Source organism: Kitasatospora sp. NPDC088548, assembly GCF_044753005.1.
Classification (GTDB): domain Bacteria; phylum Actinomycetota; class Actinomycetes; order Streptomycetales; family Streptomycetaceae; genus Kitasatospora.
The window spans coordinates 611561-624040 of the sequence record NZ_JBIVMI010000001.1 but is presented as its reverse complement, the minus strand read 5'-3'; the positions used below and the strand labels follow the sequence as shown (position 1 = coordinate 624040).

General features: G+C 74.1%; 12 protein-coding genes. 8 read left to right on the top strand and 4 right to left on the bottom strand.

What is annotated here, in order from left to right; genetic code table 11:
• Positions 1-56: 56 nt before the first annotated feature.
• Positions 57-800 (top strand): pyridoxamine 5'-phosphate oxidase family protein, encoded by a 744-nt coding sequence (locus ACIP82_RS02785; RefSeq protein ID WP_400650119.1) that lies wholly within the window; start codon positions 57-59, stop codon positions 798-800.
• Here ACIP82_RS02785 and ACIP82_RS02780 read toward each other — a convergent pair.
• Positions 775-1782, bottom strand: coding sequence for a diacylglycerol kinase (locus tag ACIP82_RS02780; protein ID WP_363604328.1), 1008 nt, complete (start codon positions 1780-1782; stop codon positions 775-777). The genes ACIP82_RS02785 and ACIP82_RS02780 overlap by 26 nt on opposite strands.
• Complete coding sequence (locus ACIP82_RS02775) at positions 1779-3347, bottom strand: FAD-binding oxidoreductase (protein ID WP_400650116.1); 1569 nt, start codon at positions 3345-3347, stop codon at positions 1779-1781. The genes ACIP82_RS02780 and ACIP82_RS02775 overlap by 4 nt, the downstream gene beginning before the upstream one ends.
• A gap of 74 nt (positions 3348-3421) precedes the next feature.
• On the opposite strand from ACIP82_RS02775, the gene ACIP82_RS02770 reads away from it, so the two are divergent.
• Together ACIP82_RS02770 and ACIP82_RS02765 are read left to right on the top strand one after the other, a co-directional pair.
• On the top strand, positions 3422-4021 hold the full coding sequence (locus ACIP82_RS02770) for a TetR/AcrR family transcriptional regulator (protein ID WP_363604331.1): 600 nt from the start codon (positions 3422-3424) through the stop codon (positions 4019-4021).
• On the top strand, positions 4018-5628 hold the full coding sequence (locus tag ACIP82_RS02765) for a glycerol-3-phosphate dehydrogenase/oxidase (protein ID WP_400650113.1): 1611 nt from the start codon (positions 4018-4020) through the stop codon (positions 5626-5628). The genes ACIP82_RS02770 and ACIP82_RS02765 overlap by 4 nt, the downstream gene beginning before the upstream one ends.
• An 8-nt stretch (positions 5629-5636) precedes the next feature.
• Here the strand turns inward: ACIP82_RS02765 and ACIP82_RS02760 are convergent, their stop codons facing one another.
• On the bottom strand, positions 5637-5930 hold the full coding sequence (locus ACIP82_RS02760) for a hypothetical protein (RefSeq protein ID WP_400650110.1): 294 nt from the start codon (positions 5928-5930) through the stop codon (positions 5637-5639).
• Between the two features lie 214 nt (positions 5931-6144).
• On the opposite strand from ACIP82_RS02760, the gene ACIP82_RS02755 reads away from it, so the two are divergent.
• Complete coding sequence (locus ACIP82_RS02755) at positions 6145-6720, top strand: TerD family protein (protein ID WP_363604335.1); 576 nt, start codon at positions 6145-6147, stop codon at positions 6718-6720.
• Here the strand turns inward: ACIP82_RS02755 and ACIP82_RS02750 are convergent.
• Positions 6702-7979 carry an FAD-dependent monooxygenase gene (locus ACIP82_RS02750; RefSeq protein WP_400650107.1) on the bottom strand — a complete coding sequence of 426 codons (1278 nt, stop codon included), beginning with the start codon at positions 7977-7979 and terminating at the stop codon, positions 6702-6704. The genes ACIP82_RS02755 and ACIP82_RS02750 overlap by 19 nt on opposite strands.
• Before the next feature lie 207 nt (positions 7980-8186).
• On the opposite strand from ACIP82_RS02750, the gene ACIP82_RS02745 reads away from it, so the two are divergent.
• From ACIP82_RS02745 to ACIP82_RS02730, 4 genes are all read left to right on the top strand, one after another.
• Positions 8187-10244, top strand: a complete 2058-nt coding sequence (locus tag ACIP82_RS02745; protein ID WP_400650106.1) for an FAD-dependent oxidoreductase — start codon at positions 8187-8189, stop codon at positions 10242-10244.
• A gap of 109 nt (positions 10245-10353) precedes the next feature.
• A complete protein-coding gene (locus tag ACIP82_RS02740) occupies positions 10354-10893 on the top strand; it encodes a PadR family transcriptional regulator (protein WP_400650103.1) in 540 nt (179 codons plus the stop codon).
• A 108-nt stretch (positions 10894-11001) separates the two neighbouring features.
• Complete coding sequence (locus ACIP82_RS02735) at positions 11002-11778, top strand: hypothetical protein (RefSeq protein WP_400650100.1); 777 nt, start codon at positions 11002-11004, stop codon at positions 11776-11778.
• Between the two features lie 156 nt (positions 11779-11934).
• Complete coding sequence (locus tag ACIP82_RS02730; RefSeq protein WP_400650098.1) at positions 11935-12369, top strand: hypothetical protein; 435 nt, start codon at positions 11935-11937, stop codon at positions 12367-12369.
• Positions 12370-12480: the final 111 nt, after the last annotated feature.

Genomic DNA, 12480 nt, shown 5'->3' with positions numbered 1-12480 from the left:
ACCGGAATCCGGCCGACGCCCGCGGAGCAACGAGTAACCACCAAACAGGAGATGTCATGGAGCTGTCCGCCGCCGGTCTTGCCAAGCACACGCCCCCTTCGAAGGACACGAAGGACATCAGGCAAGTCCTCAAAGAGGGCTTCGTCTGTCACGTCGCGTACATCGACCCCACGTCAACGCCCAACCGCCCACTGGCGGTGCCGATGGTGTACGGGTACAAGGAGGGCAAAGACCCCGAACTCGGAACGCTGTACGTGCACGGCGCGAAGGACCATCCCAAGTACCCCAATCCTTCTCGACTGCATGTCCTGGCGAGCAGAAGCGGGAAGGAGGGGGTGCCCGTCTGCCTGACGGTGACCCTGCTGGACAGCCTGATCATCGGACGCTCGCCGTACCACAACTCCGTGGGCTACCGATCGGTGGTGGTGAAGGGCACCGCGTACGCGATCGAGGAGAAAGAGGTCTGCGACGCGCTGAAGACGCTCGTCGACCACGTCGTCCCGGGCAGCTGGGAAACCGCGCGCAAGCCCAATGAGTACGAGGTTGAAGGGGATTCGAAGAATCCGGACAAGTACCCCGGGACCGTGGTCCTGCGCCTCGGCCTGGACACGCCGGCCGAGGTCACGTTCAAAGCCCGTACCGGCGGGCCGAAGAGCGAAGAGAAGGTGGATGTGGACAGCGACTACTGGGCCGGGACGCTCCCGATCACGGAGGTCTACGGACCCCCGAGCCCGGCGAGCAATCTCAAATCCGGTATCAAGACCCCCGACTACCTCACGAAATACTCCCGGAAGGGGTGACGCCCGGGCGCGGCATCGTCGGTGGCGCGGCCGGACGGGGCGTCAGGACGTGCAGGGCGCCCCGGGTGACGGTGACGTCGATCGGGAGCGGGGCGATGAACTCGCCGTCGGCGTAGGCGGTGATGCCGGGGGACTCGACGCGTACCGATGCGGTGCGGTGGGTGGTGACCTCCGGGTGGTGGACGTGGGTGCCCTTGAAGATGCTGGGGAAGAAGCGGGCGATCCGCAGCCGGGGCATGGCCGCGACCAGGGTGAGGTCGAGGAGGCCGTCGGTGTGGTCGGCGGCCGGGCAGATGATCATGCCGCCGCCGTAGCTGCGGGTGTTGCCGATGGCGGCCAGGGTGAGATCGCGTTCGATGACGGTGCCGTCGGCGAGGGTGAGGCGGAACGGCAGCGGGCGCAGGTTGGCGAACTCCGCGAGGATGGCGAGGTTGTAGCGCATCCGGCCGCGCGGCCGTCGCAGGCGGTTGGCGCGGTCGCTGACCAGCGAGTCGAACCCGGTGGCGAGGACGGAGCCGAACCACCGGGACGCCCCGTCGGCGCCGGTGATCCGGCCGAGGTCCACGGCCGTGGTGTGCCCGCCCGCTATCACCTCGGCGGCGGCCTCGGGGGAGCGGCGCGGGAGACCGTACTCGCGGGCGTGGTCGTTGCCGGTGCCCGCCGGGACGATGCCGAGCGGGACGGCGGTGCCGGCCACCGCCTGGAGGGCGAGGTTGACCATGCCGTCGCCGCCGACCACCACCACCGCGTCGTAGCCGTCCGCCACGGCCTGCCGGGCGAGACGGCGGGTGTCGTCCGCCGAACCGCCCGCCAGGGAGGCCGTGTCGACGCCGAGCGCGCGCAGCCGGGCGGTGGCGCGGCGGGCGGCGGGTTCGGCGTGACCGGCGCCCGCCGCCGGGTTGGTGAGCACGGCCACCCGGCCGATCCGTCCGGGGCCGTCGGCGTGACCCGGCTCCTTGACGGGACCCCCCGGCCCGGTCATGGGATCAGCTTGCCGGGGTTGAGGATGCCCACCGGGTCGACGGCGGCCTTGACCGCGTGCAGGATCCGGACGCCCAACTCGCCGATCTCGTCGGCCATCCAGGGCCGGTGGTCGGCGCCGACGGCATGGTGGTGGGTGATGGTGGCGCCGGCCGCCGCGATGGCGTCCCCGGTGGCGCGCTTGGCGGCGGCCCACTGGGCGAGCGGGTCCGGGCCCTGCGCCGCGACCACGGTGAAGTAGAGCGAGGCGCCGGTCGGGTAGACGTGCGAGATGTGGCAGAGCACGAGGGAGCCGGGGAGCGCGGTGGTCAGCGCCGACGTCACCGCGGCCCGGAGGGCGGGCAGGCGGCGCCAGTCGGTGGCGGTCTCCAGGGTCTCGCAGAGGGCGCCCGCGCCGAGCAGCGAGTCGCGCAGATAGGGCGCGTTGAAGCGGCCGTGCTCCCACGCCCTGGCCGGTGCCTCGCCGAGCGAGGTGCCGCCGGCGGCCAGCAGGACGGCCCGGGTGAGCCGGTGGCGGGCGGTGACCTGCTCGGCGTCGCCCTCGAAGACCGTCACCGCCAGGCAGCCGCTCACGGCCGCTTCCCCGCCGATCTGCTCGGTCATCGCCAGGTTGACCGCCGTCTCGGCCTCGTCGGAGAGCCGGATCACGGTCGGGCCGGTGCCCCGCTGCTCGACCGCGCGCAGCGCGTCCGCGCCGGTCGTGAAGTCCGGGAAGTTCCAGGCCTCGTAGGCCTTCACGGCCGGGACGGGGTGCACCCGCACCCGGACGGCGGTGATCACGCCGAGGGTGCCCTCCGAGCCGAGGAACAGCTCGCGCAGGTCAGGGCCGGCCGCCGAGGCGGGGGCGCGGCCGAGGTCCAGGACCCCGGCCGGGGTGACGACGCGCAGGCCGCGCACCATCTCGTCGAAGCGCCCGTACCCGGCGGAGTCCTGGCCGGAGGAGCGGGTGGCCGCGAAGCCGCCGATGGTGGCGAAGCGGAAACTCTGCGGGTAGTGGCCGAGTTCGAAGCCGCGCTCGGCCAGCAGCGCCTCTGCCGCCGGACCGGTGAGACCGGCGCCGAGGACGGCCTCGCCGGAGATCGCGTCCAGGTCGAGCAGCCGGTCGAAGCGGCGCAGGTCGAGCGAGACGACGGCGGTGAAGCCCCCGCGCTCGGGGTCGAGGCCGCCGACCACGCTCGTCCCGCCGCCGAACGGCACCACGGCGATGCGGCGTTCGGCGCAGAGCGCGAGGACGGCCGCGATCTCGTCCTCGCTCCCGGGCAGCACGACGGCGTCGGGCGCGTCCTGCGGGGCGCGGCTGCGGCGGCGCAGCAGGTCGGGGGTGGACTTGCCGCCGGCCCGGGGGAGCCGGTCGGCGTCGGCGTCGCTGAGGTGCGCCTCGCCGACGACGGCGGCGAGCGCCTTCAGGTCCGCCTCCGTCAGCAGCGAGGGGCGCAGCACGACCTCGGCGGCGGTGGGCCCGGGGCCCGCGTCGCCGGTCACGCCGAGGGCGGCGGCCAGCAGGGCCTTGATGTCGGCGGGCAGTTCCCTGGCGAGGGCCGGATCGCCCCAGGCGTCCCACTTCATCGGGGGGAGCGGAAGCGCGGCGCCGGCCGGTCCCGCTTGCGTCTCGGATGCCATGCGTTACAGTTTCACACATCATGTCAAGTAGTAACGCTGAGCAGCCAGGGGTGTCCGAAGCCCGCAGCACCGACGACGCGATCCTCGACGCCGCCGCCGACCTGATCGTCCATCTCGGCGTGCGCCGAACACAGTTGGCCGAGATCGCCCGCCGGGCGGGGGTCAGCCGGCCGACCGTCTACCGGCGCTGGCCGGACGTCCGCGCCGTCATCGGAGCGCTGCTCACCCGCGAGATCCGCGCCACCCAGGCCACCGTGGCGCTCACCGGGGAGGACCGCGCGGCCTTCGTCGACGGGGTCGTCGAGGTCGCCGTCCGGCTGCGCGACCACCCGGTGCTCGGCGCGCTGCTGCGCTCGGCCGACTCCGACACGCTCTTCGAGTACGTCGTCGAACGGCTCGGCACCAGCCAGCGCGGCCTGCTCGAAGCGCTCCGCGCCGGTATCGAGCAGGGGCAGGCGCACGGGTCGATCCGGGCCGGCGAGCCCGTCGAACTGGCCGCCATGGTGCTGCTGATCGCCCAGTCCACCGTCCAGTCGCACCGCATGGTCGCCCAGTTGCTGCCCGAGGCGGCGTGGCGGCGCGAACTGGCCAGAGCACTGAACGGATACCTCGCGCCATGACCCCGAACGCCCGGCCGCCCGCCCAGCGTTACGCCGGCCCGACCGTCGGGCCCTTCGCGGGTACGACCCGGCTCAACGCCCGCCGCCGCACGGTGGAGCTCGAAGCGCTCGCCGGGCGCCCGGCCGTCGACCTGCTGGTCATCGGCGGCGGCGTGACCGGCGCCGGGGTCGCCCTGGACGCCGCCGCGCGCGGGCTGCGCACCGTCCTCGTCGAGGCGCGCGACCTCGCCTTCGGCACCAGCCGGTGGAGCTCCAAGCTGGTCCACGGCGGCCTGCGCTACCTCGCCTCCGGCCGGATCGGCGTGGCCCGGGAGAGCGCCGCCGAACGCGGCGTCCTGATGACCCGCACCGCCCCGCACCTCGTCCGCCCGCTGCCCCAACTGGTGCCGTTGCTCCCGGGGTTGATGCGCCCCGGGCAGGCCGCGCTGGTGCGGGCCGGCTTCCTCGCCGGGGACGCGCTGCGCCTCGGTGCCGGTACGCCGGGCACGTTGCTGCCCCGGGTGCGCCGCGTCGACGCGGACCGGGCGCGCCGGCTGGTGCCCGGCCTCAGAGCGGTGGGCCTGGCCGGCGCCCTGGTCGCGCACGACGGCCAACTGATCGACGACGCCCGGCTGGTGGTGGCGCTGGCCCGGACCGCCGCGCACTACGGCGCCACCGTGCTCACCCGGGTGCGGGCGGGCGCCGTCACCGGCACCTCGGCCCGGCTCACCGACGCGCTCACCGGGCAGTCGTTCACCGTCACCGCCGGTGCCGTCGTCAACGCCACCGGCGTCTGGGCGGGCGAGGTGGACCCGTCGATCCGGCTGCGGCCCAGCCGGGGCACCCATCTGCTGTTCGACGCCGCGGCCCTCGGCCACCCGACCGCCGCACTCACCGTGCCCGTCCCCGGCTCCACCAGCCGGTTCGTCTTCGCGCTGCCGCAGCAGCTCGGCCGGGTGGCGGTCGGGCTGACCGACGAGGACGCGCCCGGGCCGATCCCGGACGAGCCGGTGCCGACCGACGCCGAGACCGGCTTCCTCCTGGACACCGTCAACGCGGCCCTGCACACCGCGCTGACCAGGGCGGACGTACGCGGCGCCTACGCCGGACTGCGGCCGCTGCTGGACACCGGCGGCGGTGGCACCGCCGACCTCTCGCGGGAGCACGCGGTGCTGGAGTCCCCGTCCGGCGTGATCACCGTGGTCGGCGGCAAGCTCACCACCTACCGGCGGATGGCCGAGGACGCCGTGGACACCGCCGTCCGGCTGCGCGGGCTGTCCGCCCGCGCCTGCTGGACGGCCCGGCTGCCGCTGGTCGGCGCCCCCGGGCACCGGGACGGCCACCCGCTGCCGGTGGACGGCGCGCCCGCCTCGCTGCTCGCCCGGTACGGCGGCGAGGCCCGGTCCGTCCTGGCGGTCGCCGAGGCGCGGCCGGGTGCCGCGTGTGCCCCGATCGCCGAGGGCATCGACGTCACCCGCGCGGAGATCGCGTACGCCGTGACGCACGAGGGCGCGCTGGACGTCTCCGACGTGCTCGACCGCCGGACCAGGATCGGTCTGGTCGCCGAGGACGCCGAGCGCGCCCGCCCGGCCGTCGAGGAGATTCTGACGGACCGTCAGGCGGGTTGACGGCGCCGTCAGCGCTCCACGTGCTCGGCCATCGGCCGCACCGTCCCGCCCAGTTCCAGGACGCAGGCCAGCGGATGCCCGGCCACACCCGTGCGCTCCAGGCGCACCGAGAGCGGCAGCGGCGGCTCCTCCGCCAGCTGGGCGGCCAGCGTGAGCGGATAGCCGCCGTGCCCGTGGACGCGGTGGAAGGCGCACTCCTTGCCGTCCACCAGGACTTCCGTCTCGGTGATCCACCCGGAGCGGACGTTCACGGTGACGGAGTGGCCGGCCTGGTCGAGGTGGAAGCTGTGCCGCTGACGCATGGGGACCTCCCGCGCGGGGGCCTGGACGGGCGTACCGCCCGCACGGTCAGTGTAGGTCGGCCGCCGCCGCGGGGCCGGGCGGGAGGACGGGTGAGGGGGCGGGGGAGTGAGTGAGCGCGGGGTGGCCGGCGGACGCCACCGTCTGCGGGTGGATTCTCGTGATCTCTACAGTGTTGTAGATTCATCGAAAGGGAGAGCAACCGAGGAGGGCATCGTGGGAGTTTCGCTGGCCAAGGGTGGCAACGTCTCGCTGAGCAAGGAGGCGCCGGGCCTGACCGCCGTCATCATCGGTCTCGGCTGGGACGTGCGCACCACGACCGGGGCCGACTACGACCTGGACGCGAGCGCGTTGCTCTGCAGCGCGCTCGGCAAGGTGGTCTCGGACCAGCACTTCGTCTTCTTCAACAACCTGCGCAGCCCCGACGGCTCGGTCGAGCACAGCGGCGACAACCTGACCGGTGGCGGCGACGGCGACGACGAGCAGATCAAGGTCAACCTGGCCACCGTCCCGGCGGACGTGGCCAAGGTGGTCTTCCCGGTGTCGATCTACGACGCCGACGCGCGGCTGCAGAGCTTCGGCCAGGTCCGCAACGCGTTCATCCGCGTGGTCAACCAGGCCAACGGGCAGGAGATCGCCCGTTACGACCTGACCGAGGACGCCTCGACCGAGACCGCGATGGTCTTCGGCGAGCTGTACCGCAACGGCACCGAGTGGAAGTTCCGCGCCATCGGCCAGGGCTACGCGTCCGGCCTGCGGGGCATCGCGACCGACTACGGCGTCAACGTCTGAGCCGCTGAGGCGTTCTGACGGTGTTTCGGCGGCTGCCCGAGCGCGTGGCCGCCGAACCCGCCGGTGCCGGCGAGCTGGTGCCGCCACCATGCGGTCATCGCGGCCTCGTCCATGGTCGCCCAGTCCGGTGCCGCGGTGACCTGCGCCTGCCCGAGGCGGCGGCCGATCTCCACCAGCTCCTGCCCGGCGGCTCCGCGTTCGCGGTCGTACGTGGAGAGCAGGCCGGTCCAGCCGTCCGCCGCCCGCCAGGCGTCCTCGAAGGCGCAGGCGTCCTGGACGGCCTTGACCGCGCCGCTGGTGTTGTGCGGGCGGACCACGGTGGCCGCGTCCCCGGCCAGCAGCAGCCGGCCGGCGGTGCGGCGCGGGGTCGCCAGGTCGTAGATCGGCTGGAGGAAGGTCCGTTCGCGCGGGGTCAGGCCGATCACCCCGGCCCAGTAGGCCGGCAGGTGCCGCTCGGCGAGCTGCGCCAGCTCGTCGAGCCGTGCCGGGGTGAGCGTGCCGGCCGGGATGCTGGTCGGGCCGTCCAGCGGGAGCCAGTGCGGCGTGGGGGCGTAGAACACCCAGTTGACCTGGGTGGAGCCGGGCGTCAGGCCCGGGATGCGGTAGAGCACCACCTGGCCGCCGCGGTAGCAGACGGTGATGACCTCGTTCTCCGGCCAGAGCGCCGGGCCGCCCGGCAGCTCCTCCAGCAGTTCGGAGCCGAAGCTGCCGCGCCAGCAGACGTAGCCGGCGTAGTCGGGGCTAGCCTCGGGGCAGACGGCCTCGCGGACCACCGACCGGTAGCCGTCGGCGCCGATCACCAGGTCGTGCCGCTCCCGTTCGCCGTCCGGGCCCGCCACCCAGGCGTGTTCGTCGTCGCCGCCCACGCCCGTGACCGTCGCGTCCAGCCGGAAGGCCACGGTGTCGGGAGTGCGCTCGCGCAGCGCCTGCCAGAGCACACCCCAGTGGTAGGAGTGGAACGGCATCGCCTGCGCCCAGAGCCGCCGCCCGCGCGGGTCGGCGCCGCCGTCCCGGCCCTCGCGGGTCACCCAGTGCCGGGTGGTGATCCGGTGGCGGCGGATGCCGTCGTCGAGGTGGCCGGCGCGGACCAGTTCGGCGTAGCGGTCGTCGTGGACGCAGAGCCCGACGCCGCGGTCCTCCAGCCGGCCGGGGCTGCGCTCCAGCACCACCACGCGATCCGCGCCGCCGCGGGCGGCCGCCCGCGCGAACGCGCACCCCGCGATGCTGCCGCCGACCACGGCTATCGATCGGTCTCGCATGGCCGTTCCCTCCCCGAAGAGCTGCGAAGACTTCACTTCGATACGACAATACGCACACCGTGGCCTGGGCTGGTGGGCAGTTGGCGAATTTCGGGCCGGGGCGGGTGGGGCGAGTGTCGGAGTCTTATGCAACTTGTTGCATAGCGGTCGGACCTTCCCCTACCGTGTGGTAACAACGAGCCGCCGCACGCCGCACAGGAGACGTCGATGAGCGCCACCGCCCAGCAGCCCCAGGTGTCCCCCGCGCCCTACCCCCACCTCCTCAGCCCGCTCGACCTCGGCTTCACCACCCTCCCCAACCGCGTGATCATGGGCTCGATGCACGTCGGCCTGGAGGAGGCCCCCGGCGGCTTCGACCGGATGGCCGCCTTCTACGCCGAACGCGCCCGCGGCGGCGTCGGCCTGATCGTCACCGGCGGCATCGCCCCCAACGAGGCCGGCCGCCCCTGGGAGGGCGGCGCCATGCTCACCACCGAGGCGGAGGCCGCCCGGCACCGCGTCGTCACCGACGCCGTCCACGCCGCCGGCGGCCGGATCGCGCTGCAGATCCTGCACTTCGGCCGCTACGCCTACCACCCGGACCTGGTCGCCCCCAGCGCCCTCCAGGCCCCGATCAGCCCGTACCCGCCGCACGCGCTCACCGCCGAACAGGTCGAGCGGACCATCGAGGACTTCGTCCGCTGCGCCGCTCTCGCCCGGGCCGCCGGGTACGACGGCGTGGAGATCATGGGCTCCGAGGGCTACCTGATCAACGAGTTCATCGCCGCCGCCACCAACCACCGCGAGGACGAGTGGGGCGGCCCCTACGAGCGGCGGATGCGCTTCCCGGTCGAGATCGTCCGCCGGGTCCGCGAGCGGGTCGGCCCCGACTTCATCCTGATCTACCGCCTCTCCATGCTCGACCTGATCCCCGGCGGCTCCACCCTGGCCGAGGTCGTCCGGCTCGCGCAGGCCGTCGAGGCCGCCGGCGCGACCGTCATCAACACCGGCATCGGCTGGCACGAGGCCCGGATCCCCACCATCGCCACCTCGGTGCCGCGCGGCGCGTACGCCTGGGTGACGAAGAAGGTGATGGGCTCGGTGAACGTGCCGTTGGTCGCCACCAACCGCATCAACACCCCGGAACTGGCGGAGCGGTTGCTCGCCGAGGGCAGTGCCGACCTGGTGTCGCTGGCCCGGCCGCTGCTCGCCGACGCCGACTTCGTCGCCAAGGCCCGGGCCGACCGGTCCGCCGCCATCAACACCTGCATCGGCTGCAACCAGGCCTGCCTGGACCACACCTTCAGCGGCCGGATCACCTCCTGCCTGGTCAACCCGCGCGCCTGCCACGAGACCGAACTCGTGCCGGGACCGACCAGGCGGCGCAAGCGGATCGGCGTCGTCGGCGCCGGACCGGCCGGCCTCGCGTTCACCGTCTCGGCCGCCGAACGCGGCCACACCGTCACCCTCTTCGACGCCGCCGAGACGATCGGCGGGCAGCTGAACATCGCCCGGCGCGTGCCCGGCAAGGAGGAGTTCGACGAGACGCTGCGCTACTACCGCACCCGACTGGCCGAGTTGGGCGTCGAGCAGCGGCTCGGCGCGCTGGTGGACGCGGAGCGGCTCGCCGCCGAGGGCTTCGACGAGATCGTCCTCGCCACCGGCGTCACCCCGCGAACCCCCGCCGAAATCCCCGGAGTCGACCACCCCAGCGTCCTCGGCTACCTGGACGTGCTGCGGGACGGCGCGCCCGTCGGCGAGCGGGTCGCCGTCCTCGGCGCGGGCGGGATCGGCTTCGACGTCGCCGCCTACCTCACCGACCAGGGCGACGGGGCCAGCCTCAACCCGGCAGTCTTCCAGCGCAATTGGGGCATCGACCCCGAGTACCGCGAGCGCGGCGGCCTGCGCCGGCCCGAGCGGCCCACGCCCCCGCGCAGCGTCCACCTGCTGCAACGCAAGACCACCAAGGTCGGCGCGGGCCTCGGCAAGACCACCGGCTGGATCCACCGCACCGAGCTGAGGCACCGCGGCGTCACCATGGTCGCCGGGGTGACCTACGAGTTGATCGACGATGCCGGCCTGCACCTCGTCGTGGACGGCGAGCGAAAGCTGCTGCCCGTCGACACCGTCGTCCTCTGCACCGGCCAGGAGCCGCGCCGCGAACTGGACGCCGCCCTGCGCGCCCTCGGCCTCACCCCGCACCTGATCGGCGGCGCCGACGTGGCCGCCGAACTGGACGCCAAGCGGGCCATCCGGCAGGGCACCGAACTGGCCGCGGCGATCTGAGCCGGCTCGCGACCGGAGCCGGCTCACGGCCGGGCCTCCCGGGGCCGGACTCTCCGGGAGGCCCGGGCCTCCCGGAGAGTCCGGGCCGGCCCGTCCTAGGATCGGCCGCATGTCCCTGCCGCACGCCATCCTCACCGCCCTGCTGGAGAAGCCGTCCTCCGGGCTGGAGCTGACCAGGCGGTTCGACAAGTCGATCGGCTTCTTCTGGTCCGCCACCCACCAGCAGATCTACCGCGAACTGGGCCGGCTGGAGACGTCCGGCCTGATCCGGGCCCTCCCGCAGGCCGGCCCGGTGCGCGGGCAGAAGAAGGAGTACGAGGTGCTGCCCGCCGGTCGTGCCGAACTGGCCCGCTGGACGGCCGACGGCGGCGAGCCCAAGGCCGTCCGCGAACCGCTGCTGCTGCGTCTGCGTGCGGCGGCGGCGGTCGGAGCGACCGGCCTGGACGCCGAGCTGACCCGCCATCTCGCGGTGCACCGAGCGCAGTTGGCCGACTACCAGGAGATCGAGCGGCGGGACTTCCCGGCCGAGAAGGCCGCGGACGAGAACCGGCTCCAGCACGCCGTGCTGCGGGCCGGGATCGGCCTGGAGAACTTCTGGGTGGAATGGCTCACCGAGACCCTCGCAACCCTCCCTCCGGAACGGCCCTGACCTGCGACACCGCCGTCCCGGCGGGCGGCGGACCGGGCCCGGTGGGAGACTGGACGCCTGTCCCTGCCCGAACTCTCGACCGGGGGCCGTATGTCTCGTATACCGCGCATGTCCCAGCCGAGGCCTCTCCTCGCCCTCGCCGCCGCGGCCGTCGCCACGGTGGTCACCCTGGGCACCGCCGACATCGCCGCCGGGGCCGCCGTCCGGCCGGTCCCGGCGGCCGGCCCGCTCCGGCCCCCTGCCGCCGCCCCGGCCGACGGTCTGCCCACCGCGGACCAGTTGAAGGCCGCGCTGCTCACCGCCGCCGAACTGGGCCCGGACTTCACCGAAGCGCCGGCCGCGGCGAGCCCCTCGCCGGGCAGTGCCCCGGCCCCGGCCGGCGGCTGCACCGGGCTGACCGCCCTGCTGCACCGGCACAACACCCGGCTGTCGCCCCAAGCCGTCCACCAGGAGACCGAGTTGGACGGTCCCGGCTCGAACCCGATGGTGACCGAGGCCCTCACCGCCGAGGATCCCGCCGGGCTCACCGCCGATCTCGCCGCCGCCACCGACGCGTTCACCAACTGCCACAGCCTGACCTTCGGAGCCGGCACCGACCAGGCCGTGACCTTCACCGTCACCCCCCTCGTCCTCGGCGACCGCCCTGGCACGCCCGCCGTCCGCCTCGACGGCACCCTCTCCGGCGTGCGGCTCAACGGCTGTCTCGGCATCGAGCGCTTCGGTTCCGTCGGCCTCTTCTACGGCTTCTTCCAACGCGACAGCGACTCCCCCCAACTCGCCTCCCTCTACTACCGCGCCGCCGTCGCCAAGGCCGAACGCACCCTGGGCACCCCGGCCGGCAGCGCCGCCTCCCCGGCCGCCACGACGGTGGTCTTCAGCGGCTGAGCACGACGGCCGCCGCCCGCCCGGCCCTCCTCGGCCCGCCGCCGCGACGGCCGGTGCGGGTGCCCCCGGTGATGGAACCGTTCGGCCGGCTGCCGCGTCCAGATCTCAGAGACCGGTCGCCCTCGTGCGCCAGGACAGCTTGCCGGGAGACGCGTCATGAGTTCTGCGAGAAGCCGGGCGGCGGGTTGGGCGTTCGCCGTCGCGGCCGGCGTGGCGGGGATCGTGGCGACGGTGGCGGCCCCGTTCGGCGCCCTGTCCGAGGGCTTGTCGGCGGACCGCGATTCCGTCCTCGGCGGCCGGGTCGAGATCGGCCTCGTCGGCACCGCCCACCCGGGCGGCTTCGGGGAGTTCGGGACGTCCTCGCTCGTGCTGCCGACGTTCGACTCCGTCGCCGACGCGCTGCGGGCGGAGGTCGCCCGCCTGGCGGGGAACGGCTGGCAGCTGCCCACCCCGACCGCGAGCGCGACCGTCTCGATCGTCAGCCCCGGCGGCACCGGCGCGGCCACCATCGAACTCGCGGACGGCGCCCTCGGCACCTCCACCGACGACCGGACCGTCAGGTCGGCGGAGTCGCCCCATCAGACGCCCTGAGGGGTCCTGAGGAACCATCAGGGCCTGGCTGTCCGTATGCGTCACAGGGGGAGGCCGGGGCGCCGGCGGGCTCGCCGGCCCGGGTGGCGGGGATGGGGCGCCGTGCGCGGG

Bases quoted from the DNA above. Each gene is read 5' to 3' on its own strand.
- ACIP82_RS02785 (WP_400650119.1), top strand. From the start codon at position 57: ATGGAGCTGTCCGCCGCCGGTCTTGCCAAGCACACGCCCCCTTCGAAG.
- ACIP82_RS02780 (WP_363604328.1), bottom strand. From the start codon at position 1,782: ATGACCGGGCCGGGGGGTCCCGTCAAGGAGCCGGGTCACGCCGACGGC.
- ACIP82_RS02775 (WP_400650116.1), bottom strand. From the start codon at position 3,347: ATGAAGTGGGACGCCTGGGGCGATCCGGCCCTCGCCAGGGAACTGCCC.
- ACIP82_RS02770 (WP_363604331.1), top strand. From the start codon at position 3,422: ATGTCAAGTAGTAACGCTGAGCAGCCAGGGGTGTCCGAAGCCCGCAGC.
- ACIP82_RS02765 (WP_400650113.1), top strand. From the start codon at position 4,018: ATGACCCCGAACGCCCGGCCGCCCGCCCAGCGTTACGCCGGCCCGACC.
- ACIP82_RS02760 (WP_400650110.1), bottom strand. From the start codon at position 5,930: ATGCGTCAGCGGCACAGCTTCCACCTCGACCAGGCCGGCCACTCCGTC.
- ACIP82_RS02750 (WP_400650107.1), bottom strand. From the start codon at position 7,979: ATGCGAGACCGATCGATAGCCGTGGTCGGCGGCAGCATCGCGGGGTGC.
- ACIP82_RS02745 (WP_400650106.1), top strand. From the start codon at position 8,187: ATGAGCGCCACCGCCCAGCAGCCCCAGGTGTCCCCCGCGCCCTACCCC.
- ACIP82_RS02740 (WP_400650103.1), top strand. From the start codon at position 10,354: ATGTCCCTGCCGCACGCCATCCTCACCGCCCTGCTGGAGAAGCCGTCC.
- ACIP82_RS02735 (WP_400650100.1), top strand. From the start codon at position 11,002: ATGTCCCAGCCGAGGCCTCTCCTCGCCCTCGCCGCCGCGGCCGTCGCC.
- ACIP82_RS02730 (WP_400650098.1), top strand. From the start codon at position 11,935: ATGAGTTCTGCGAGAAGCCGGGCGGCGGGTTGGGCGTTCGCCGTCGCG.